Source organism: Microcoleus sp. bin38.metabat.b11b12b14.051, assembly GCF_013299165.1.
Classification (GTDB): domain Bacteria; phylum Cyanobacteriota; class Cyanobacteriia; order Cyanobacteriales; family Microcoleaceae; genus Microcoleus.
Genome location: NZ_JAAFKD010000005.1, coordinates 42,054 through 65,860, shown reverse-complemented (window position 1 = coordinate 65,860; position 23,807 = coordinate 42,054). Strand labels below are relative to the sequence as shown.

Genomic DNA, 23,807 nt, shown 5'->3' with positions numbered 1-23,807 from the left:
TGTGCAAGTTATTAAATTTTCATTCCTTACCTGACAATCCGCAGCCAGGGAACGAATATTGTTGCCCTTTTTTTGGTTAAATTTGTTGGAGATATTTCAGCAAGTCGGCCATTTCTTGCGGGCTGGGCTGAAATTGTGGCATGGGTGGGGTTCGCCCGCTGGTGACTTGGCGGATCAGCTCGAATTCGGATTTGCGCTGCGACACTCCGTGCAGGTTGGGCCCGACTTGGCTGTCTGAAACCAATGTATGACAGCCTGCACAGTTCATTTGAAAAATGGCAGAACCCTGAAACTGGTTGCCTGTCAGGGACAGGACGCTTTTGACATACGGCTCTGCGACTTGAAACTGACGGATGGTCATGCTCGCCAACATGATGGCAAGCAACACCGCGATCGCAAATATGACCAGTCGCTCGATCGGGTTTTTAATTTCATTCCTGGCAAGTTGGTGATTCAAAGGATTTCAATTAAAAATAGTATCTACAAGAAAATTTATTTCTCATAACATAGCTTAATCCTTCGCAGCGGGGAGAGCAAGCTTTCAGAACTCTTGAATGGTGGTTTTGTGAAAATTCATCTGTATAAGTGCTGGTAATATTAAAAATAGATTGTTAAATCTTAACGTTAAGGAGCTCTCATGGTAGAACCGCTGCTTTCAGGTATTGTTCTGGGTCTAATCTTTGTTACTCTCTCGGGGCTGTTTTTTGCTGCTTATCAGCAGTACAAGCGCGGCGATCAGTTGGGTATCAACAAGTAAAAGGGTCTATCAGTCCCTTGGTGAAGCGAGGGGGCGAGGGGGCGAGTGTCCGATCGCGATCGTAGGAAAATCTCGTTCCCTCTGCCCTCTTGCTTCTGTCAACTGGCTTCTGTCAACTGTCCGCTGTCAACTGACTAAAGCTGTCAATTGTCAACTGTCAACTGTCAACTGTCAACTGTATCGATCGAGAATAGCAGCAGTTTCGCGCCCTGTCTGTTCCCAGCTAAATTGTTTTGCTCTGGCCAAACCGAGCTCCCGCAACTGCGATCGAACTTTGCTATCAGTAGCAAGCTGTTGCATAGCAGAGGCGATTTCCGGGACGCTGTAGGGATTGACTAACCAAGCCCCCTCCCCCCCCACTTCGGGCATGGAAGACAGGTTAGAGGTGATGACAGGAGTTCCACAAGCCATTGCTTCGAGCACCGGGAGACCGAATCCTTCCCAAAGACTGGGAAATACTAGGGCGATCGCCCGGTTGATGACTTTCGGCAAATCAGCCGCGGGGAGGTAATTGAGGAATTTTACGCGATCGCACAATCCCAATTCTGCAACCTGCGCCTTCAGCAGCGGCGTATAGCGTTTATCTTCCGATCCTGTAATCCACAATTCGTACTCGGAATTATTGGGTAAAGCCGCAAAGGCTGCGACAACTCGCTGCACGTTTTTATGAGGATTGTGGCGGCCCATATAAAGGAAATAATTGCTTGTTGGTAAGTCTAAAAACTTAAAAAAACTGGCATCGTAGCCGGGAAAAATTCGCGAGATTAAAGAACTTGGAATCTTGCAAAAATTGATGATATCGTTAGCAGTTGATTCGGAATCGCAGATGATATGTTCCGCCTGTCGCAGCACTTGCGGAATGTAGTAGCGGTGATAAATTGCCAGCGGATCGAAGCGGCGGGGAAATCGCAGGGCTATTAAGTCGTGGACTGTAATTATATAGCGGCATCCGGCAAATAAAGGTGCTTCTGGAATTGGAGAAAATAAGAGGTTTGATTTTAGCTGTTTGTATATTTTGGGGAGTTGGGTTTGCGTCCACAGCAATCGGTTGATGTGTCCTTTGGTTCCTTGTTCTGGTGTGAGGTTGGCGGGGATTTTGTAGCAGTTGTTGTTGGGGAAGTTTTGGGCTGTGAGTAAGGTTGGGTTGAGGGTTTTTAGGTGGGGGAATAGGTTTTTGGCGTAGATGGCTAAGCCTGTTGGTTGAGAAATTAGGAAGGAAAGATTTATTAGTAGGTTGGATTGGGAGTTTGGCATTTGGCACGGAATATGAGGATGGACAATTTTAAACAAAAATCAAGGCTTGTAGTGAGGACTTTAGTCCTTTTTCTTCAGATTAATACGGACTGAAGTCCGCACGCTCCAACAAAAATCAAGGTTTGTAGTGAGGACTTTAGTCCTTTTTCTTCAGATTAATACGGACTGAAGTCCGCACTACAAACAAAAATCAAGGTTTGTAGTGAGGACTTTAGTCCTTTTTCTTCAGATTAATACGGACTAAAGTCCGCACGCTCCAACAAAAATCAAGGCTTGTAGTGAGGACTTTAGTCCTTTTTCTTCAGATTAATACGGACTGAAGTCCGCACGCTCCAACAAAAATCAAGGCTTGTAGTGAGGACTTTAGTCCTTTTTCTTCAGATTAATACGGACTGAAGTCCGCACTACAAACAAAAATCAAGGTTTGTAGTGAGGACTTTAGTCCTTTTTCTTCAGATTAATACGGACTGAAGTCCGCACGCTCCAACAAAAATCAAGGCTTGTAGTGAGGACTTTAGTCCTTTTTCTTCAGATTAATACGGACTGAAGTCCGCACTACAAACAAAAATCAAGGTTGGTAGTGAGGACTTTAGTCCTTTTTCTTCAGATTAATACGGACTAAAGTCCGCACTACAAACAAAAATCAAGGTTGGTAGTGAGGACTTTAGTCCTTTTTCTTCAGATTAATACGGACTAAAGTCCGCACTACAAACCTTAATTTTAGACTGATTTTTTCTAAAGATATTGTTGTAGGATTTTGGCGGTTGCTTTTCCGGTTTTTTGCCAGCTAAATTCTGCCGATCGCCCTAAGCTAGCTTTTTTTAAGTTCGATCGCACTTTTGAATCTGTCGCTACTGTTTGCATGGCTGCTGCTATTTCCCCGATGCTGTAGGGATTGACTAATAATGCCGCATCTCCGGCTACTTCTGGCATTGATGACAGGTTGGATGTGATGACTGGTGTACCGCAGGCCATTGCTTCCAAAATTGGCAAGCCGAAGCCTTCCCAGAGTGTGGGAGATACTAGGGCGATCGCCTGATTCATCAGTACGGGTAATTGCGAATAGGGAACGTAACCGAGAAATTTTACGGAAGATTGTAAGCCTAATTTTTCTACTTGGGCGATCGACTGCGGCGTGTAGGCGTTGGGAGGCCCGGCTAGCCACAATTCGTAATTTGCGCGATCGGCTAAACTCGCAAATGCAGCAATTAATCTTTCTAAGTTTTTGTAAGGATCGTGTCTGCCGGTATACAGAAAATAGTTTTTAGCTGGCAAATCGAGATATTTAAAGTTAATATTATCACAAGCTAGGGGAATTGCCGTCATTTTCTGATGCGGAATTTTGTAATATTTAGCAACATCCGCTGCTGTTGATTCTGAATCGCAAATAATGTGTTCTGCTTGGCGCAAAACCTGCGGTATGTAGTACCGAAAATAAGCTGTTAATCGAGATAATTTTTGCGGGAACCGCAAAGGAATTAAATCATGAACTGTGACTATGTAGCGGCATTGGGAATATAAAGGTGCTTCGGGTATTGGGGAAAAAATCAGGTTTGACTGCAATTCGCGGTAGATTTTAGGCAAGTTAAATTGAGTCCACAGCAGTCTGTTGATTTGTGCTTTTGGCCCTCGATCCGGTGTAATGTTGTCTGGGATTTTATAGCAACTATAATCGTCTATTTGCTGGGAAGTCAGCAAAGTTGGTTCTAGTTTTTGAAGTTGGGGAAAAAGATTAGCTGCATAAGTCCCGATTCCCGTGGGTTCGGCAGTTAGAAAGGATAAATTAATTAACAGTGGATTGGACACGTTTTGAGAATAAATTAACTTTTTATTAATCGATATTTGATATCAAATCTGGTTGATGCCAGATTTAGGCGCGGTTGAAACGCCGTCTACATTTCTGCCGCGTTATTACCCAGATCGATATCTGGATGCTTAAGGTCGATCGAGCATTTGAGCAATATCAGCAGGATTTGGCAGCCGAATTGTAGCATACTCTTGGTGAATAATCTCAAAAAAACTCTTGACTTTTTTCTCAAAAGGTGCCAGTCTAAAGTTCTGACTGCGTTGCTGCGCGCTAGCTTGAAGCTCTGCTAGCAAATCGGGATTGACAATTAGTTGATGTGAATATTGGCACAGTTGTTCAACGCTATTGAACAAAAAGCCCGATCGCCCGTGTTCGACAATTTCCGGTTGTCCACCGCCACAAAAGGCGATCGGAGCACAACTATTTTGCATTGCTTCGACAGTCGCCATCCCGAAATGCTCAAACCTTTGAGGATTGACTTCGCCCAAACCGCAGGCGTGCCAAAATATACTGGATCTAGCATAAAGCGATTTGATCTCATCTAACTCTGCATTGACTTGGAGTTCGATCGCCCTTGCATCTTCCTTCACTAAATTCTGCACCGTCTTTAAATAAGGATTTTTGGGAACGCTGCTACCAGCTAAAATCAACCTCCATCCCTGAAGTTCTACTGGATAATTTGTTAGCAAGCTGCGGAAAGCTTCGATTAACTCAATTTGCTTTTTTGTCCCCCCAGCTTCAAACTGTCCCACAGCTAAAATTATCTTTTCTTTTGGTACTTTAGCTATTGCCATTTCCACGGGCGGATACAGCAAAAAAGTTGGCTGCAAGTTCCAGCGTTTGTCCAACCACTTGATAGTAAATTGGCTGTTGGCAATAATAAAGGTGTAGTCATCCACAGCAAAGTGAGAGTTCCGAAAAGTATTGGGAAAGTGGCAGAAAAATACTGATATAGGCGATAGCGGTTTTACTTTTTCCAGTTGATTCGCGTTGACAAAAATATCGTAATTTTTGCTTTCTTTGGCAATTTCATCGAAAGGATTTTCCATATCGTCGGCGATGATGCTGGAATCGATGCACTGCATTGCGCGTTTTTCGTAAAATTCCAAGGGAATAAGTTTAATTTTGCAGCCTGAAAGATTCAGCCCGTACCACGACTCTAAGTCGGAAACAGCAACGGGTTTGTTGGTGATGAAGGTAATGTCAAATTCATTTTGCAGCAGCGAAGCGGCGGTAGCGACGTATTTTTGCCCGCCGCCGATAAAATGCAGTCCGTGATCGTAAATTGCGATCGACATTTTGCGATCGCCCCGCACCACCTGCAATCGAGGTAAAATGCGATCGATCTTGCTGCGGCTGTAAATCACCGCCAACTTTTCGGCCAATTGCGGCACTACCGCGGCGACAATTTCCGGTTTCTGATAATCTAGCAGTTTTTTAATCGCGACAAATAAACTCTCGAACAGCAAATCGTACTGCTTGTTACTAAAAAAATCAGAAGTGTGAATTGCTTTAACTAATTGCAACGGTTCGTGTTTCGCCAAATACAAAAAACGATTGCGGTTGCAGAAATACTCGGTGAGTTTGCTACCTTTACTCGAACCCCTATACTCGTGATGGGCGATAGCTGCGGGAGTATAAAGCATTTTCCACCCGCGTTTGTGACAGCGTTTGGCAAACTCTACATCTTCAAAATACATCACAAAATCTTCATCAATCGGCCCGACATCTTCCAGACATTCCCTGCGAAAAAGCACCGCCGCCCAACACAGCCCCTCGACTTCTCTTTCTGTATCGTACTGTCCCGCATCTTTTTCGCCAAAGCCGACATCTTGCCAATAATAATTAGGTAATTGCTGAATTCCGGCGCTGTTAATTCGCCCATCTTTGAACAGCAATTTACCGCTAGCTGCACCTACTTTTTTGTCATTTTCTAGGCGTTTAATTAATATTTCTAGCCAGTGACGGTCAAGGGTTGCATCGTTATTTAGGAAGCAGATGTATTGCCCTTTTGCTTCGCTGATGCCGAAGTTGAGAGCTTTGGCGAAGTTGTTGGCAGAATTCACAAAAATCTGAACTTTGGGAAACAGTTCGCGGAGGGAAGTAACGGAATCGTCTGCTGAGCAATTATCAATTACAATTAAATCGATGAGCTGTTCGGGATACGCAAGTTTTTGGAGAGATTTTAAGCAGTCTTTGGTGTGGCGCAGCCCGTTATAGTTGACTATAATAAACGAGCATATTGGCAGTAAAGTCATTCGATTTTGGATTTTGGATTTTGGATTTTAGATTGAATTATTTAGGATTTAATAATTGAAGAATTGAATTATTGGATTTTTTTTATTTAAGCATTGCAAAATTGCGAATGAATCCTGGGCTGGCGATCGAATTATTTAGGGTCATTTTTGATTTTTTATTGCGGTCGATCGAGCAATTGAGCGGCAATCTCCTCTAAAATAGCAGTATGTTGCTGCTGTACTGCTTTGATTTGCTCTATTTCAGACTGAAAACTGGCGATCGCCTTTTGTTGAGTCTCAAGCTGTACTTTAACTTCGGGAAATCCGCTGCTGAATTCCGAAGTAACTTTTTTTTCGAGAGTTTGTTGATTTTCTTGCAATTTTTGCAATTGTATGCTCAACGTTTGCACGACGCGGGTATTAGCAAAATTGTAAATAACTTGTCGTTCCAGTACGGGCCTGAGCAATTTGCGGACTATTTTTCTCACGGCTATGACCGCAGAACCGAGGCGCCTTTGGTAAGATGTAATTGGGACGTTGTAAATATCGAAACCGCTCTTCAACAGCGCGATATCTTCGTCATCTTCATCTCGAACTCGACTATTTACTCTTGCAGACAGCGGCAGCTCAGCAATACCAATTCGCGGCTCCAAAGTTTGCCGCAATTTATCTATGATTTGTTGAGTTGGTATTTCTTCGTACTGCAATCTTCCCCCTCCTTTTATTATGGTGCGCCACAAGCACCATCCCGTGACTGTAAAGCGCTTGTGGCGCCGCATCTAGTGAATTTTCTTTCCGTCAATGGGTGCGCGTTGCGCGCCCTACAAGCTGCGCGTTATCCCGTAAATTGCCCTTGGGAAAATAGTGCCAATGTCAATTTAAACTAGCTCGATTTGACTGTCATCACCGATCATAAACCGCAGAGCTTTCGGACGCGGCGGGGCGTTAGTAAGTTGTGCTCGCTGTCCGATCACGCTGTCAACAATCCGCTGGTGAATGCCAACTATTTTCGCCCCTTGCAAGATTACACTGTGTTCGATGTCAGCATCAATCATCGTCACGCGATCGGCAATACTGCTGTAAGGCCCGATAAAGCTATTTTCAATGCGGCAATTTTCCCCAATTACCACAGGCCCGCGAACTGTAGAATTAATGATTTCCGTGCCTTCACCTACTTGCACTCGCCCGATTATTTGACTTTTAGCGTCTACTTTTAATTCCGTTGAAGCTACGACACAGCTATCTAAAATGATTTGGTTTGCACTCAGCAAATCGTCTTTTTTACCTGTATCCAGCCACCAACCCTCTAAATTGCAGGCTTCTACCTGTTTTTGCTCATTGATGAGCTGTTGGATGGCATCGGTAATTTCCAGCTCGCCGCGGGGCGAAGGTTGAATTTGATCGATCGCCTCGTGAATGCTAGGAGCAAAAAAGTAAATCCCCACCAGTGCTAAATTAGACGGCGGAACCTTAGGTTTTTCTACTAACTGCAAAACTCGCCCGTTTTCATCTACTTTAGCAACACCAAAAGCAGAGGGATTGGGAACTGGACGCAGCAAAATTAGAGCGTCTAGCTTTTGCTGATTAAAGTTCTCTAAAAACGGATCGAGCTGGCTCTGAATTAAGTTATCTCCCAAATACATGATAAACGGAGAATCGCCCAAAAATGGTCTGGCAACTTTCACCGCGTGAGCCAGTCCCGCCGGTTCTGATTGCAAAATATAAGTAATTTTTGCACCGAAGCGAGAGCCGTCTCCTGTTTTCGCCTTCACCTCTTCCCCGGTTTCGGGACTAATAACAATCCCAATATCCGTAATCCCAGCCGCCACAATGCCTTCAATTCCGTACCACAGTATCGGCTTATTTGCCACAGGAACCAACTGCTTAGCACCCGTATAGGTGAGGGGACGCAAGCGTGTTCCTTTGCCGCCAGAGAGGATGAGTGCTTTCATTGGGTGAACTCTGAGTTATCCTTTAGGGTTTGCGGTGCTGGCTGAATTTGCCTGCACTTGTTCGCTATCGTTAATCTTAAAGCACCGCTACCCCGCTGGCAATAGCCTCCCTGGAACAGTTGACAGTTGACAGTTGATAGTTGACAGTTGACTCCGAAAGTTGACAGTTGACTCCGAAAGCAGTTGATGGTTGACAATTGACAGTTGACCGAAGTAAGAAGGAAGAAGGAAGGAAGGAAGGCTTAATAAAAGCTAGGGTTTCAGCAATTTAGGACGTTCTCAGTGTCTTGGCGGTTGCTATCCAAATGATTTATGGCGATCGAGCATTCAGTCATCTCAAATATAAAACCTCAAAGGGTTTAATAGCGGCCGTATCGGGCCACAACTTGACTACCACTATTGTTTTGATTTGTCAACCAAGCCCACATCTGATCGCCCAGAGAAAAGTGCCACCATTCGTTAGGATGCCGCTGAAAACCAGCAGCTACCATCGCCTCTCTTAATATTTGCCTGCGGCGGTGATATTCCTGTTTTTGCGGCTCATCGCTATTTGCATAATAATCCGGATAAGAACGTTCCGATATTTCATCAATCGCAGAACCCATATCAATTTGTCGCTGATTTTCATCCACCAAAGTTACATCTAAAGCCGCACCCGTACTGTGAGGGGGAGGCGTCGCCAGATCCATGCTCGGTACCGCCCAAAATTGATATACGTGTTCTATAATTACTTGCCGTTTGTCTTCGGAAACCGGAAATTCGCAGCCTTGAGCTACGGCAATTTGATTAAAAGTATAATCGACCATAAATTGCTGGACTTCCACGGGCCGGTAAGCGTCAAATATCAGAATTTGCCAATTTGGATAATTTTGCTGTAGTTGCATTTTAGCGGAGAGCAAACTATCTACAACTCCTTGCCGCAAATAGAAAGGCGAATCTGCTTTGCTGTTTTGATAGGGAGCACCCAACTTTTGATAAGCGTGTGGCGTTTCAAAGGCAAAATGTTCAGGGGGAATTGGCACTAAAGGCTCGCCGCATTCATCGATCGCGATTTGCTGATATGGTTTCATAATTTAGATTGCCTTGCTGCATTACACTACATTATCGTCGGCAGGGATATTTTGAGTTTGCTTGAATCTTTTCAATAACCTGTTAAACATAAAATATATTGCGACACCGCTGACGCCTAAGCTAATTTTATACATAACTGAGGAGTTATTGGCGATGCTATTGGCATTAACCAGAAATGTATATCCCGAAATATAACTGCCCCCAAGGCTTACTTTCCCGGTAGAATCGTTGGGATAGGGATTGTAAGTCCCCACCAGAGCAATTGCGATCGACATACTGGCAATAACTACAAAAAACTTTTTCAGCAATCGCGAGCTTCTAACTTGGTTTGCGAGATGACTTAACGGCAAGCACAATATAAACATAGGAGCCACAAACCACCTGACGCCGTAGGAATACCCACCGTACCCAACTGTCCTAAATGTATACATTAGCATGAAAGCTAGAGAGGCTACCAGACCGTAAAGGTAGGGGATTTTGTACGGCAATATTCTTTGTCTCAAAATTGCTATAACACCCATAAATGAGAAGCACAGAAGAGGAGTATGCGAGAACAATCCTCGACTGCCTAAAAACAAAGTAAAGGCATATTTCATCGTCCCTAAAAAACTCTTCTGTGTCACCAGTCCAGACAAATTTTCCTTGTTAAAAAGAGAGCCAGGATATTCCCACAGCGCTGAATTCATTGCGGGGGGGACTATACTGCCAGAAAGATATATATTTAACAATAAGTAAATTCCTAATAAAGGAATAAATGATAGAATAAATACAAATACCAGCTTGATAGATTTGCTTGTATAAAAAACTAGAAAAAAAGGCATAAACAAAAAGCACGTGATGTCCACATTCCCTGCCATTGACACCAAAATACCGCAAAGGATAACATTCCTGATTTCTACGGATTCAATTTTCAACAAGTAGTATAAACTGGCTATCAGGAATACGGCAGCCAGACTGTGATTGTTAAATGTAAGTGAATAAGGCAAAATCAGAGTTCCTGTGCCTGCCAAAAATGTTGTTATATTAGCCCACGCTTCCTTTATATCAAATATTTCGAGCAAAATTTTGTGAAAATAAACTAAACCTATACAAGATAGGACTCCCACCGTACTTAAGGTCACTAAATAATAAGTTAATTCCAAATTATTCGACAAATCAATACCGCAGATTTTATTTAACAAAAAATAAACCGCAGCCCCCATAAGTGCTGGCAGTGGCGGTTTATCCGAATAGAAGTGGTTGTTGTAAAAATACTTGTCGATCGTAAATAAGGGGGAGTTGTCAAATTGAGAGTTATCGATCGTAAAAGTTTGATATTCCACCAAAGACTTAACAGTAGCTATTCTGGAAGCATCAGCCACAGATTGAATATCTGATTTTGTTAGCAGAGCCAGCAAAAAAAAATACATCACAAAAACTGTGACATACTTGTCCACTTTTATCTGCTTTAATCGTTTTACAAATTCCATTGTTTTTGGGGTTGAATAGAATAATAGGTAGGCGACCCGATGGCGATCGCCTTACAAGATTAAGATGGTTGGCATTTTTTAGAGCAAGGATTTTCCCCTATTCACATTTTAGTTCGTGTTGCTTGCCAACGAAGCCCCACCCTCCTATTATTAATTTTGGCGGTAAGCAACTACCGCGTAAAACGGATCGCCGCCTCCGATCCCCAGCATTTGCATAAAACTCGGCAAGCTAGACTGTTTAGCAATTACTTCCGGCTTGCTAAATCCGGGTATATTAGCTCCTTTGACAGAATCAAAGTAACCCTTGACTAATTCTACCCGATCGCTCTCCGAGCCTTCGCGCCAAGCAGCAATTGCTTTTTGATAAAACATCCGGTTAGAAAAGCTCATAATGGCTACGCCCCCCGGCTTCAATATCCGGTGAATCTCCGCAAAAATCGCATCCGGCTGCTGCAAATATTGTACCGAAACGCAGTTGACAACCGCGTCAAACTCTGCATCTGGCAGTGGCAATTTGGGATTTGCGTTCAAATTCTGCACGAAATAATGATTCAGTCTGGGATTTTTTGCCAATTCTGCTTCATTCATCCCGTGTCCTTCGACATGGGCAAATTCCATTTCCTCCGGCAAATGAGACACCCAACTGCTCATCATATCCAAAATCCGAGTATTCGGTTTCAGCCGTTCCCGATACAATTCGGTTAATTGCTGAATGAATCCCTCGTCTACGTGCGTCACAAACCGGGGAGAGGAATAGAACAAAAGGTCGTCTGTGTCGTCTAACTTGGTACGCTTAGAGGCTGGAAGCAACATAAATTCCATCGCAAATCAGATTTACCCTTTCTAGTTTAAAAAAAATTAAGAATTGTAAACACACTTCCGAGGGCGGAGATCCGGCACTAGGGTGATTGAGGGTGCGATCGACAATAGTATTGAAGGCGACACATCCCTAAATAACCTGTTTGAGCACAGGCTCTGGGGCCTGTGTTACTGCAAAATTTAGGTATTGTGGAACGAGCCGGAGAGCCCGCAGAGCCCAAAAAACCTTAGATACCCTTGACAGCTCAAAAAAAACATCTTACACTGATAGTACGAACGCTAAGTAATAAGCATATGGTTACTACATCCACTGTCGATCGCACAAATCTAGCTCAGTGGCACGACGTTCTCGCCCCCTACAGCCTGGGGTACCGCATCAAACTGCTGGGACAGCTAGGGACTCGCAGGCTGCAAGAAGCACTCGAACCCTTTGGGCTGACACCGTTTCACTGGTTGGTGCTGTGCTGCTTGTGGCAAGAAGACGGTTTGCCAACTTCCAGCATTGGTGACAAACTGCAACAGGTAGGCGGGACACTGACAGGCGTACTCGATCGCATGGAAGAAAGAGGCTTAGTCCGCCGGGAGAGAGACACGCGCGATCGGCGGATTTGGCGAATTTGGCTGACAGATGCAGGTAGGGAACTGCAAGACGTGCTGCCGCCGCTAGTAGCAGATATCAGAGAGAAGTCGATGACTGGAATTTCCGACGCCGATCGCCAACTCTTCTCCCAATTGATCGATCGGGCGATCGTCAATTTGTCCTAAACCGAAAAATCGCTCTTTCGACGGAAGCGCAGCAGCATCTACCTCCACTACATTACTAATAACCGAAAAATACTACGCACTCTTAAAACAAGCAGTCTTACTAAATAAAAACTACGTACCCTAAACAAACGACATCTTACTAAAGTATCAGGAGTCAAATACGATGAAAGGCACAAACGAAATCAACCCAGCAGAATTCAACGGCAACGGCAAAGCAGTAGCGATCTTAGAAAAGCCTCACGACGACACCATAGCCAAAAGCCTGCCAGTAATCCCCGCACCAGAAACAGAAGTCAGCGCCCCTACCGAACTCAAAACCAGCCCAGAAACAGAAATCCAAGCACCCCTACCGGTGCCGCCAACACCCAAGAAAAAGCCCACCAAAGCGATAATTTTAGCAGCGCTGGGCATCGGGGCGATCGCCGCCGCGGGCAACTTCGGCTACCACTACTGGCAATACGCCTCCATCCACCAAGAAACCGAAAACGCCACAGTAGCCGGACACATCCACCAAGTCAGCAGCCGCATCAACGGTACTGTCGGCGAAGTCTTGGTAGAAGACAACCAACAAGTAAAACCCGGACAACTGCTGATTAAACTCGACCCCCGCGACTACCAAGTTAAACTGCAACAATCTCAAGCAGCCTTAGAAAACGCCCGCCGCCAAGCCGAAGCAGCCTCCGCCAATATTGCCCTAGCTTCTCAAACCAGCCAAGGCAAAACAGCCCAAGCCCAAGGAGATATCGGCACAGCCAACGCTGGCATTTCCACCGCCCAAGCGGCAATTAGAGAAGCCCAACAAGGCGTACCCGCGGCAGAAGCCGCAGTCGCCCAAGCAGAAGCTGGCGTGCCCGCAGCGATCGCCAAAGTTGCCCAAGCTGAAGCTGGAATTCCCCAAGCACAAGCCAAAGTGACGGAAGCTGAAGCGGGTATTGCCGCGGCGCAAGCTCAGTTAGTGCAAGCGCAAGCTAATCTGGTGAAAACCCAAGCCGATTATCAAAGATATCAAAGCTTGCAGCAAGAAGGGGCGATCGCCCGCCAGCAACTAGACGCATCGAAAGCAGCCTACGAAGTAGCGATGGGCCAAACCACCGCAGCCCAACAAGGAATTGCCCAAGCTAGAGCCAGGTTAGCTCAAGCCAAAGAAGGCGTCACCGCAGCCGAAGCAGCAGTCGCCCAAGCTCGGGAAGGAGTAAAACAAGCCGAAGCCCAAGTAGCCCAGGCTAAAGTCGGCATCGCCAGCGCTCAAGCTAAAGTCGCCGTAGCCCAAGAAGGAATCAGCACCGCCGAAGCCAAACTTGCTGCGTCGAAGGGCGGATTGCAACAGGCTCAAGCTACGGGCGAGCAAACTAAAGTCAGTCGATCGCAGTACGATGCTGCTAAGGCTGCGATCGCCCAATCGGAAGCTGCGGTTAAAGATGCTCAATTGCAACTTTCTTACGCCAATATCACCGCTCCCGCCGCCGGACAAATCGGCCGCAAATCCGTTGAAGTCGGGCAGCGGGTGCAGTCTGGAACTCCCTTAATGGCGATCGTCAGCAACGATTTGTGGGTAGTTGCCAACTTCAAAGAAACGCAACTAGCAAACATGAAACCAGGGCAAAAAGTTGAAATCAAATTAGATGCTTTTGGCTCCCGCAAATTTGAAGGCCGTCTCGATAGTTTTTCCCCAGCTTCTGGCGCTCAATTTTCCTTATTGCCTCCAGACAATGCGACTGGTAACTTCACTAAAGTAGTCCAACGGATTCCGGTGAAAGTTGTATTTGATGCCGAAAGCATTAAAGGTTATGAATCGCGAATTGCACCTGGGATGTCTGCTACCGTAAACGTTGAACTCAAATAAACTCAGCATTCATTCCACAGCCCAAGAAACCGGGTTTCTGCGATAATTTTGGTTGGGTGACGAGTATCTGGGAAGAAACCCGGTTTCTGGAGATTATCCACAGCCCAAGAAACCGGGTTTCTGCGATAATTTTGGTAGCGTGACGAGTATCTGGGAAGAAACCCGGTTTCTGGAGATTATCCACATCCCAAGAAACCGGGTTTCTTCGATAATTTTGGTTGGGTGACGAGATATTTGGCAAGAAACCCGGTTTCTGGAGATTATGTAAAGGCCAAGAAACCGGGTTTCTTCGATAATTTTGGTTGGGTGACGAGATATTTGGCAAGAAACCCGGTTTCTCCTTAATTATGCAAAGCCCAAGAAACCGGGTTTCTTCGATAATTTTGGTTGGGTGACGAGATATTTGGCAAGAAACCCGGTTTCTGGAGATTATGTAAAGGCCAAGAAACCGGGTTTCTTCGATAATTTTGGTTGGGTGACGAGATATTTGGCAAGAAACCCGGTTTCTCCTTAATTATGCAAAGCCCAAGAAACCGGGTTTCTTCGATAATTTTGGTTGGGTGACGAGATATTTGGCAAGAAACCCGGTTTCTGGAGATTATGTAAAGGCCAAGAAACCGGGTTTCTTCGATAATTTTGGTTGGGTGACGAGATATTTGGCAAGAAACCCGGTTTCTCCTTAATTATGCAAAGCCCAATAAACCGGGTTTCTGCGATAATTTTGGTGGCGTGACGAGTATCTGGGAAGAAACCCGGTTTCTGGAGATTATGCACAGCCCAATAAACCTGGAATAGCGTCGATATCTCGTCGCCCAACCCAAACTTCTCATCGGCGGAGAATCGAAGTAATAATCACCGTAATAGTCGCACTTGCAATCAGACTGAAAGCAAGCTGCACAACCCACTGCGTAGCTTTCTGGTAGTTGTCGAACTTGTCGTTAAATTTTTCAACCTCAGCCGATAATTTCTCAACATCAGCCGACAGCTTGTCTAGCTTGTCTAGCTTTTGAATAACATCTGCTAGCGTCGGCTCATTACTGGAAGTAGTTGTGATTATCTTTCCCTAAAAACAACAATATTAAAACCTCATTATATCACTATTTTCAAAAAGATTGCCAATAAAACAACTCTATGGTACACTAGAAGATTGTGAATATTAATCAAAAGTAAAGTAACAAGCCGGGAGAAATCGAAATGACACAGCAAACCCTGCACGGAACCAGCCGCAAAAGAAAAAGAACATCCGGTTTTCGCGCCAGAATGCGCACCGCAACCGGTCGATTGGTAATCAAAGCCCGCCGCAGCAAAGGTCGCCACCGCCTCGCAGTCTAGCACTGCACTATTGGTTGAGAAGCCGATGATCGCGATCGCCCAACGCCATGTTGCCTCCTACAAACCGACTCAAGCACCGAAAAGACTTCAGCGCCGTCTACCGCAAGGGAATGCGCCGCAACTCCGCTCATTTCAGCTTGAGAGCTCTACGCAAACCCAAAAGCGTCGAATCAAGCAAGCCCTCGGCCGAGAAATCCTTGCAGCCAACTCGCACAGGCATTTCTATCAGTCTCAAGGTGAGCAAGCGCGCTGTAGTCCGCAACCGGATCAAGCGCCAGATTCGTGCTGCTTTGCGACAGCTATTGCCCAGATTAAAATTCGGGTGGGATTTAGTAATTGTCGTGCGTCCGATCGCACAAGAGTGCAATTATGCAGAAATTCTGCAAGAATTAGAGCAGTTGTTGGTAGAAGCCGAGGTATTAAATGGGAATTCGTGAGGAAGTATATTATGAAGGCGGCCCCGCGCCAGGAGACTTGATTATCAACTTACTGCTGGGGCTGACTGTGGTAGGAATCCCCCTCGCCGTAGGATCAATTGTCCGGGCGCTGTGGCTGCGCTACCGGATTACCAGCCGCCGAGTATCCGTAACTAGCGGTTGGATGGGGCGCGAACGCACAGACGTTATCTACTCAGATATAGTCAAAATCGTCACAGTACCTCGGGGTTTCGGCAGTTACGGAGATATGGTGCTGACCCTGAAAAATGGCAGCCGCTTGGAACTGCGATCGATTCCGAAATTTCGAGCAATGTATGACTACATTAACGAAAAAATTCCCGCAGCAGCTCAAAAAGCTAACGCGACTCCAGGTAAATAACCTCACCGCTTTCACCCTGATTAGAGGCTGAAGTCATTAGCAGTATTGGCTTTGCTCATTACAAGAACCAGGTAGCGGGCGGTCGATCGACAGGCAATGTCCTAAGATAGAGACAACAGCCTAAAAGTTGAGACGGCCCGCATTCAGCGGGTAAAAATAGTTCTCAACAGCAAACAAAGAGCACCTAAATTAACTCAAAGCGAATGGATTTTGGTATCTCGTTTCTTTCCAACAACCTCATGCTGCCGATCCTAGATTTTTTCTACGGGATCGTGCCAAGCTATGGTTTAGCGATCGTAGCTCTGACGCTGGTGATTCGCTTTGCTCTATATCCTCTAAATGCAGGCTCTCTTCGCAATATGCGGCGCATGAAAGTAGCGCAGCCGTTGATGAAAGAGCGAGTAGATCAAATTCAAAAACTGTATAAAGAAAATCCTGCCAAACAGCAGGAAGAAATGAGCAAAGTATACAAAGAATTTGGCAATCCTCTAGCAGGATGCTTCCCGTTAGTATTGCAAATGCCGGTGCTATTTGCACTGTTTGCAACGCTGAGGGGTTCGCCTTTTTCTGATGTAAATTACAGCGTCAACGTCCAAGTTTTGCCGAAAGAACAAATCGAAACTGTTCAACCGCAAGCCTTTGCTACGCCTCCACAAAATATTTACGTGACGGGTACATTTCACGCTCCAGTTGTGGGCGTGATTCCAGCAGGTGACAAACTCGCAGTCGGCGATACAACCAAGGTTGAATTTAAGACCCCAGAGGGCAAACCTCTCGAAGCTTTAGCGGCCGAAAACAAGAGCGAAGTTGACTTTGTTCCCCGCTGGAAAGTTATCAAAGGCGAAGAATTTGTGAAGGTAGACGAACAGGGCAACATCGTGGCTTTAGCGCCCGGTGAAGCCACAGTTCAAGGCACAATCCCCGGATTGGCTACTAACAAAGGATTCCTGTTTATCGAAGCTCTAGGCCGCGTGGGCGCGATCGACTCAGACGGTACAATCCACTGGGATATTTTAGTGATGATCCTCGGCTTCGGCATCAGTTTGTACATCAACCAAACTCTTTCGGGACAAGCACAAGGGCCAAACGACAACCCCCAACAGGCTACAGTCAACAAACTGACACCTGTAATATTTTCGGGGATGTTTTTGTTCTTCCCGCTCCCCGCTGGCGTGTTGATGTATATGCTGATTGCGAACATCTTCCAAACAGTTCAATCGTTTATTTTGTCCAGAGAACCACTGCCCGAAAACCTCCAAAAAATCGTGGACGAAGCAGAGGCGAAAACCAAAAAAGAACAGGGATTAGATGCACTTCCCTTCGAGCCGGGCCGTACTAAGAAAAAGGCTTGATTGTTAAAATGAAAGACTCAGAAATGCAGCGCGGACAGCAATGGTTAGAAGAATTGCTAAAACTGTCCGCAATTCCCTCTAACGTGGTAGGCCAACAGCAAGATGATTGCTATTGGATGACAATAGATGAAACCAATCTCACGCCCGAACAAGTTGCGATATTAATTGGCCCAGACGGTAATGTCCTAGATGCCATTCAGTACCTCTGCAACACAGTTGCGAACATCGCTCACGAATCAGATGAACCGATTGCTTATACAGTCGAACTAAACGGCTATCGCATCCGCCGACAAGCAGAATTGCGATCGATGGCAGAATATGCAGCAGAGCAAGCGCGATCGACGGGAGCGGAAGTAGAACTCAAATCGCTCTCTTCGGCAGAACGCCGTCAAGTCCACAGCTTTTTGAGCGAATGTGAGGATATAGAAACTTACAGTCAAGGACAAGATAGCGATCGGCGTTTGGTAGTGCGTCTGCGCTGACGGTGACAAGAAAAAAGAAAAAAGGAAAAAGGAAAAAGCCAAAAATGAGCTATTCCTTTTGACTTTTGGCTTTTGACTTTTGACCCACCCAAAAACAGGTACAAGCCCCCGACTCTCTAGGTGTGGAAATCGCCAAATTTTAGACTTTTGTTTAAGCTAAGCTCCCAGATTCATCTGTGAAGTCAATCTAAAATCTAAAATCTAAAATCGACTGGCTTTTACCTTGAGTTCAGGATAACAAAACGGCGAAAGATGATGATTATGGAGACAATTTATATCCCTCATCTACTCACAAAAACTGAGCGGAAAGAGGTAATTGATTTTGAAGAAATTATCCCCGACTTAGAAACTCTGACTCCGGTGCGGGGGCGACTGCAAGTTACTCACAAAGGGAATTTTCTCGATGTGAAGGCGAAAGCTGAAACAATTGTGACTCTTAGCTGTCACAGATGCCTGAAACAATACAATCACCGTTTAAAAATCCAATCATCGGAAATAATTTGGCTCGAAGAGAAAGTGAGTGAGCCTGATGCAAGTTCAGGAGAATTTGAAGTTGATTTAGAAGATTTGGTGGAAAATTTATCTCCCACAGGCTATTTCTCTCCGACTGATTGGGTGTACCAACAATTGTGTTTGGAACTGCCACACAAACAGCTATGCGATGTTGAATGTCAGGGAATAGATTTAAATGAGAATGATGCAGAAGAGACAGAAATCTCAGAATCTGTATCGGACAGTCGCTGGGCATCTCTGGCAGCACTTAAACGGCAGTTGCCTTAGGCAGTTGTCAGTAGGCAGTTGTCAGTAGGCAGTTGTTAGTAGGCAGTTATTAGGGGCTTCCAGCTTAATACTATACCAATCAGTTTGTTGCTCCTTCGACAAGACAATTGCATGGCTGAGATTTTATTTATACGCAAGTCCCTTAGTTCTCAATGGCAATTACTAATTACTAATTACTAATTACTAATTACCAATTTACCAATTACCACGGCCAACTGACAACTGCCAACTGCCTACTGCCAACTGACAAATGACTAATAACTAATGACTATTTTTAGCGACGAGTTTGAACTGCTGCTACGATCGCGCTACCCCCTAATCTACATTCCCACACGGGAAGAAGAGCGCGTAGAAGTCGCGATCGCCCAATGCGCCAAAAAACAGGGTTCTCGCGCCGTCTACATCTGGGATTTTGTAGATGGCTACCAAGGCAATCCCAACGATGCGGGTTTTGGCAAGCGCAACCCGCTACAAGCTTTAGAGTTTCTCGAAAAATTGCCCGCCTCTGCACCAGCAATCTTTATTTTGCGAGACTTTCAGCGGTTTTTAGAAGATGTCTCGATTTCCCGCAAGCTGCGGAATTTGGCGAGACTCCTCAAATCTGTGCCCAAAAATATTGTCATCGTGTCTGCGACAATTTCGATTCCCGAAGACCTCAGCGAAGTCATCACAGTTTTGGAGTTTCCCCTGCCTGCGGCGGCGGAAATAAAAATTGAGGTGGAAAGACTGTTAGGGGCTACCGGACAGGTCATAGAAGGGCGTTTGCTGGACGAAATGGTGCGCTCCTGTCAAGGTTTGTCGATCGAACGAATTCGCCGAGTCTTGGCAAAGGCGATCGCCACCAGAGGCGAACTGCATCCCGACGACGCGGAACTTATTTTAGAAGAAAAACGCCAAACCATCCGCCAAACTCAAATTCTTGACTTTTACCCAGCCCGCGAAAACATCTCCGATATCGGCGGTTTGGACAATCTCAAGGAATGGCTGCTGCGGCGCGGTGGTGCTTTTTCCGATCGCGCGCGGCAATACGGTTTGCCACATCCCAGAGGCTTGTTGTTAGTGGGAATTCAAGGTACAGGCAAATCATTAACCGCAAAGGCGATCGCCCACCACTGGCATTTACCTTTACTGCGGTTGGATGTCGGGCGCTTGTTTGCCGGATTAGTCGGGGAATCGGAATCGCGCACCAGACAAATGATTCAGCTAGCGGAAGCCTTGGCGCCTTGCGTGCTGTGGATTGACGAGATTGACAAAGCTTTTTCGGGATTGGATGGTAAAGGCGATTCGGGGACAACCAGCCGCGTGTTCGGGACTTTTATTACTTGGTTGGCTGAAAAAACTTCGCCGGTGTTTGTCGTCGCTACGGCGAACAACATTCAGTCTTTGCCGCCGGAAATGCTCAGAAAAGGCAGGTTTGACGAAATATTTTTTGTAGGTTTGCCAAGTCAGGAGGAACGGCGGGCGATTTTTGAGGTACATTTGTTGCGGTTGCGATCGCACAGCATCAAAAACTACGATCTAGAGCGCTTGGCTTACGAAACTCCTGATTTTTCAGGAGCCGAAATCGAGCAAACTTTGATTGAAGCCATGCACATTGGGTTTAGCCAAAATCGAGACTTTACTACTGATGATATTTTAGAATCAGCGAGTCAGATGGTGCCCTTAGCCCGAACGGCGAGCGAGCAAATCCAATTTTTGCAAGATTGGGCTGCTGCTGGAAAAGCTCGCCTTGCTTCTAGATACGGCAGTTTGAGCCGCCGGATTCAGGGATAGTCTCACGAAGACATTGTGCAGACAGCATTCGGCATTCGCCAGAAGCTGAATTTTTTTTTCTCCCGTAGTCTATTCCACCCAGCCCGATTTTCCCGATTCCCGATTCCCGATTCCCAATTCGCAATTCCCGATTCCGTCTTCCGTCTTCCGTCTTCCGTCTTCCGTCTTTCTTCTTCCTTCTTCCTTCTTCCGTCTTCCGTCTTCCGTCTTTCTTCTTCCGTCTTCCGTCTTTCTTCTTCCCTCTTCCTTCTTCCCTCTTCCTTCTTCCTTCTTCCTTCTTCCTTCTTCCTTCTTCATATGAACAGTGTCTATAGCGTTTTCAAGTTTTTAGTGGGTTTTCTGCTAGCGATCGTCCTAATGGCAGGCGCTAGCGTAGCTGCTGCACTTTACTTTGCCGCCAAGCTAACTACCGCGCCCGAAAGACCTGTGTTTCCTAACGATAAAACAGCAGTTCAGATCGCCGCCGGGGCCAAGTCAACAGCCAAAGCCAGCCCTGTTTCTACCTCTAGCGATGCCTCGTCTCCGAAACCGCTGGAACCTGGAACTTACCGAGCTTTAGTCACTCAGCCGATCGGTTTAATTCTCCGGGATAGTGCCAACCGCGACTCCAACCGCATTGGCGGTGTTGGTTACAAAGAAAAAGTCGTAGTTTTGGAAGATTCACCGGACAAAGAGTGGCAGCGGATTCGAGTGGAAGATGGCAACCGCGAAGGTTGGGTCAAGGGCGGCAATACCGAAAAAGTAGAAGGCGAGTAAATCGATTTTGGATTTTGGATTTTGGATTTTAGATTTTAGACCAGAGACAGTCAAATCCTTCTGAGTCTTTTTTGTTTTTTGTATAACATCACATCTTAAGCAATAAGTCAAGTTAAATTTATTTAAGTATCTTTGGCAGCCTATTCTGAGAAGCTGAGACTGTGGGTGCGATCGCTCTTAATAGATCCCAATTTTCAGATAAAAGTTGAGCTGACAAAAGGTTTAAATCCCTATAGCCCAATACGGTTCACTTAAAGTTTTTTTGTCATTGCGAGCGTACCCGCGAAGCAATCGCAGTGTTTATTTTTCACATGATTTTATAGACTGAACAGTCTTAAGTAAACCGTATTGCCCTATAGCCAAACAGCAAAACTCTAATTTTGATAATTAAAACTTATGTAGTTTATGTAATTAATGATAATATGTTAATAATTTTAGCAAAACTTTAAGGTTGATTGCAAAAAACCGCCCTTTGTCACCGCAACAAGGACAAGAGTGGTAGTTGTAATTACACGATTCAAGTTGGCTTTGAAATTAACAGCTATTTAGGATAAAAAATATGTACGATAAACGTCCCGATCGAGATTGGGCTACTGCTGCTGTGACTGCGGCTTTGGGAGCAGGAGTTGTCACATCTTTTGCTGTCAGCAGAGGTCAGAATCCGCTGGTAGCTTTGGAAATTACTGTTTTTGCCACGGGAGTTGCTTTATTGCCCACATTCCGCTACTATAATAGTAGTGGTCTAAACAACCCACCCAACTTTGCAGTCGATAATTGCCAAAAACTAGGCAAGAAACCAAGCCTGAAGGAGACACGGGGAAGCAGACGTAAGGCAATGGCGAAATCCAACCTTGAATGCACTGATACATTCTCAACAATTAAAAGAATTTGATTGTAGTCGCCATAGGGTATTGGGAGACTTTAAACGGACGCTGAGACAGAGTAGGCGCTTGCAGCTTAATACTATACCAATCCTTTGGTTGCTCCTTCGACAAGACAATTGCATGGCTGGGATTTTATTTATACGCAAGTCCCTTATCAAACATTTGACCAGCAATTTCATGGTTTTTCAGTTCCTACCGTTTGAATTTGGAATTGCTGACAAAATCTATAGGGCGTTGCTGAATAAGCAGTAGATATGCTAAAATATCATGTCGGGAGCGCGGGTATTGATAATGATGATATTAATTTTTAGGGATTTCTACCATGTCTAATCAAATTAATCCAGATTTGATGAAAAAAAATATATCTCAAAGAAATGTCATTAAAGAATCTGATGAATCTGATAGCCTTTCAGAACCAAGCATAGTCATAGAACAACAACCAGTTAATCAAAGTATATTAAGTGAGAGGTTTAATGTTCTTAATCAAGCTACCCTTTCCTGGCAAAAAACGACAGAAAAAGCAAGTCAAACATTAAGTAATGTCACTGATTCTGCCACTCAAAAGGCTCAAGAGGCTAAAGCCACTCTCAATCAAACCTTAAATCAATCCGAACAAATTAGTGACTCTGTAATAAAAAGTATCCGAAAAGTGATTGTAAACTCTTTACAACAATGGATGGAAAATCGTCCTTTCATTGCCTGGATGTTAAATCATCCTTTATCGAGCTTACTATGCCTGTTAGTGTCGATTTCCTGGCTGCTCAATAATCCTTTATGGATCTTCATATACTTGTTATTAATATCCATAATAGGGTGGGAACGTTTAGCAGTAATTGCTGAAATTATTCAAAATATTTGGTTATTATTTTTAGAATCTTCTAAGGTTTGGTTATCATTTTTTAAATCTTCTAAAATTTGGTTATCATTTTTTAAAGCTTATATAAAATTAAGAGAATGGTTGATGTTAAACTCTTCTAAGTTATTCACTTTCAACAAAACTAATGTTTCAAAGAAAGTTAATAGTAATTTTGAGGAATTGACTAAAAGTAACCAGATTACCGTTATTCCTGAGAAATCTACCAACCAAGTCAATGCCCAAGTCAATAGTAATTTTGAGGAATTGACTAAAAGTAACCAGATTACCGTTATTCCTGAGAAATCTACCAACCAAGTCAATGCCCAAGTCAATAGTAATTTTGAGGAATTGACTAAAAGTAACCAGATTACCGTTATTCCTGAGAAATCTACCAACCAAGTCAATGCCCAAGTCAAGGTTCCCTATGAGTGGAGTGGGATGTATTTTGGATCTCAAGTCGAGATTTACATCGCCCAGGAACTTGATAAACGGGGGGTCTTATTCTTCAGTAACCTCCAGGGTCGATTTAGTCAGGATGGTTCCCCTATGACTGTTGCTAATAATCTGCTCAACGGAAGGATTGAGTTAGATTTCCTTGTCTTTCATCAGGGTAAGTGTCTCATCCTTGAAATAGACGGTATTCATGATCAGAACAAAGGACATAAGGAGATCGATTATGCCCGCGATCGCATTCTATTGAGAAAAGGAATAACAACAGTCAGATTCACCGCTCAAGAGTGTCTGAATCAACCTGCCGATGTCGTAAGTGAGTTTTTGCTTTGCGTTAGTGAAGGGTAAATCT

At 44.8% G+C, this 23,807-nt stretch carries 24 protein-coding genes; 13 read left to right on the top strand and 11 right to left on the bottom strand.

Annotated elements, in window-relative coordinates; all coding sequences use genetic code 11:
• Positions 1–76: 76 nt before the first annotated feature.
• Positions 77–457, bottom strand: coding sequence for a c-type cytochrome (locus QZW47_RS07760; RefSeq protein ID WP_293125773.1), 381 nt, complete (start codon positions 455–457; stop codon positions 77–79).
• A gap of 180 nt (positions 458–637) precedes the next feature.
• On the opposite strand from QZW47_RS07760, the gene petG reads away from it, so the two are divergent.
• Positions 638–757, top strand: coding sequence for a cytochrome b6-f complex subunit V (gene petG / locus QZW47_RS07755; RefSeq protein ID WP_015174208.1), 120 nt, complete (start codon positions 638–640; stop codon positions 755–757).
• Positions 758–928: 171 nt separating this feature from the next.
• Here the strand turns inward: petG and QZW47_RS07750 are convergent, their stop codons facing one another.
• The 8 genes from QZW47_RS07750 to QZW47_RS07715 all read right to left on the bottom strand — a co-directional run bounded on the left by QZW47_RS07750 (position 929) and on the right by QZW47_RS07715 (position 11,360).
• On the bottom strand, positions 929–2,011 hold the full coding sequence (locus tag QZW47_RS07750) for a glycosyltransferase family 1 protein (protein ID WP_293125759.1): 1,083 nt from the start codon (positions 2,009–2,011) through the stop codon (positions 929–931).
• Positions 2,012–2,746: 735 nt separating this feature from the next.
• Positions 2,747–3,817: a glycosyltransferase family 1 protein gene (locus tag QZW47_RS07745; protein ID WP_293125757.1), complete on the bottom strand. Its 1,071-nt coding sequence runs from the start codon at positions 3,815–3,817 to the stop codon at positions 2,747–2,749.
• Positions 3,818–3,946: 129 nt separating this feature from the next.
• Positions 3,947–6,076: a glycosyltransferase gene (locus QZW47_RS07740; protein WP_293125755.1), complete on the bottom strand. Its 2,130-nt coding sequence runs from the start codon at positions 6,074–6,076 to the stop codon at positions 3,947–3,949.
• 155 nt (positions 6,077–6,231) lie between these two features.
• Positions 6,232–6,834 carry a hypothetical protein gene (locus QZW47_RS07735; protein WP_293125753.1) on the bottom strand — a complete coding sequence of 201 codons (603 nt, stop codon included), beginning with the start codon at positions 6,832–6,834 and terminating at the stop codon, positions 6,232–6,234.
• Positions 6,835–6,933: 99 nt separating this feature from the next.
• On the bottom strand, positions 6,934–8,007 hold the full coding sequence (locus QZW47_RS07730; protein WP_293125751.1) for a glucose-1-phosphate thymidylyltransferase: 1,074 nt from the start codon (positions 8,005–8,007) through the stop codon (positions 6,934–6,936).
• Between the two features lie 359 nt (positions 8,008–8,366).
• Positions 8,367–9,077: a M15 family metallopeptidase gene (locus QZW47_RS07725; protein WP_293125749.1), complete on the bottom strand. Its 711-nt coding sequence runs from the start codon at positions 9,075–9,077 to the stop codon at positions 8,367–8,369.
• Positions 9,078–9,098: 21 nt separating this feature from the next.
• A complete protein-coding gene (locus QZW47_RS07720; RefSeq protein WP_293125747.1) occupies positions 9,099–10,547 on the bottom strand; it encodes a hypothetical protein in 1,449 nt (482 codons plus the stop codon).
• A gap of 150 nt (positions 10,548–10,697) precedes the next feature.
• Positions 10,698–11,360: a class I SAM-dependent methyltransferase gene (locus tag QZW47_RS07715; protein ID WP_293125745.1), complete on the bottom strand. Its 663-nt coding sequence runs from the start codon at positions 11,358–11,360 to the stop codon at positions 10,698–10,700.
• A 300-nt stretch (positions 11,361–11,660) separates the two neighbouring features.
• Here QZW47_RS07715 and QZW47_RS07710 point away from each other — a divergent pair, with 300 nt between their 5' ends.
• Positions 11,661–12,131, top strand: a complete 471-nt coding sequence (locus tag QZW47_RS07710) for a MarR family transcriptional regulator (RefSeq protein ID WP_293125743.1) — start codon at positions 11,661–11,663, stop codon at positions 12,129–12,131.
• Positions 12,132–12,294: 163 nt separating this feature from the next.
• A complete protein-coding gene (locus QZW47_RS07705) occupies positions 12,295–13,974 on the top strand; it encodes an HlyD family secretion protein (protein ID WP_293125741.1) in 1,680 nt (559 codons plus the stop codon).
• Here the strand turns inward: QZW47_RS07705 and QZW47_RS07700 are convergent.
• On the bottom strand, positions 13,967–14,299 hold the full coding sequence (locus QZW47_RS07700; RefSeq protein WP_293125739.1) for a hypothetical protein: 333 nt from the start codon (positions 14,297–14,299) through the stop codon (positions 13,967–13,969). The two genes, QZW47_RS07705 and QZW47_RS07700, sit on opposite strands and share 8 nt — an antisense overlap.
• Before the next feature lie 869 nt (positions 14,300–15,168).
• Between QZW47_RS07700 and rpmH the strand changes: the two genes are divergently transcribed.
• The 7 genes from rpmH (at position 15,169) to QZW47_RS07665 (ending at position 20,509) form a co-directional block, all read left to right on the top strand.
• On the top strand, positions 15,169–15,306 hold the full coding sequence (rpmH, locus tag QZW47_RS07695) for a 50S ribosomal protein L34 (RefSeq protein ID WP_006632320.1): 138 nt from the start codon (positions 15,169–15,171) through the stop codon (positions 15,304–15,306).
• Positions 15,307–15,353: 47 nt separating this feature from the next.
• Positions 15,354–15,743, top strand: a complete 390-nt coding sequence (rnpA, locus tag QZW47_RS07690; RefSeq protein ID WP_293125726.1) for a ribonuclease P protein component — start codon at positions 15,354–15,356, stop codon at positions 15,741–15,743.
• Complete coding sequence (locus tag QZW47_RS07685) at positions 15,730–16,122, top strand: PH domain-containing protein (protein ID WP_293125724.1); 393 nt, start codon at positions 15,730–15,732, stop codon at positions 16,120–16,122. The genes rnpA and QZW47_RS07685 overlap by 14 nt, the downstream gene beginning before the upstream one ends.
• A 203-nt stretch (positions 16,123–16,325) precedes the next feature.
• Entirely contained in the window at positions 16,326–17,474 is a 1,149-nt protein-coding gene (yidC, locus tag QZW47_RS07680) for a membrane protein insertase YidC (protein WP_293125722.1), read from the top strand.
• Positions 17,475–17,482: 8 nt separating this feature from the next.
• Positions 17,483–17,956 carry a R3H domain-containing nucleic acid-binding protein gene (locus tag QZW47_RS07675; RefSeq protein ID WP_293125720.1) on the top strand — a complete coding sequence of 158 codons (474 nt, stop codon included), beginning with the start codon at positions 17,483–17,485 and terminating at the stop codon, positions 17,954–17,956.
• A gap of 261 nt (positions 17,957–18,217) precedes the next feature.
• A complete protein-coding gene (locus QZW47_RS07670; protein ID WP_293125718.1) occupies positions 18,218–18,736 on the top strand; it encodes a YceD family protein in 519 nt (172 codons plus the stop codon).
• 264 nt (positions 18,737–19,000) lie between these two features.
• Entirely contained in the window at positions 19,001–20,509 is a 1,509-nt protein-coding gene (locus tag QZW47_RS07665) for an AAA family ATPase (RefSeq protein ID WP_293125716.1), read from the top strand.
• Positions 20,510–20,578: 69 nt separating this feature from the next.
• Here the strand turns inward: QZW47_RS07665 and QZW47_RS07660 are convergent, their stop codons facing one another.
• On the bottom strand, positions 20,579–20,806 hold the full coding sequence (locus tag QZW47_RS07660; protein WP_293125712.1) for a hypothetical protein: 228 nt from the start codon (positions 20,804–20,806) through the stop codon (positions 20,579–20,581).
• Between QZW47_RS07660 and QZW47_RS07655 the strand changes: the two genes are divergently transcribed.
• The 3 genes from QZW47_RS07655 (at position 20,807) to QZW47_RS07645 (ending at position 23,803) form a co-directional block, all read left to right on the top strand.
• Positions 20,807–21,265, top strand: a complete 459-nt coding sequence (locus QZW47_RS07655) for an SH3 domain-containing protein (RefSeq protein WP_293125710.1) — start codon at positions 20,807–20,809, stop codon at positions 21,263–21,265.
• Between the two features lie 559 nt (positions 21,266–21,824).
• Positions 21,825–22,157 (top strand): hypothetical protein, encoded by a 333-nt coding sequence (locus QZW47_RS07650; RefSeq protein ID WP_293126151.1) that lies wholly within the window; start codon positions 21,825–21,827, stop codon positions 22,155–22,157.
• 314 nt (positions 22,158–22,471) lie between these two features.
• On the top strand, positions 22,472–23,803 hold the full coding sequence (locus QZW47_RS07645; protein ID WP_293125714.1) for a DUF559 domain-containing protein: 1,332 nt from the start codon (positions 22,472–22,474) through the stop codon (positions 23,801–23,803).
• Positions 23,804–23,807 lie beyond the last annotated feature (4 nt).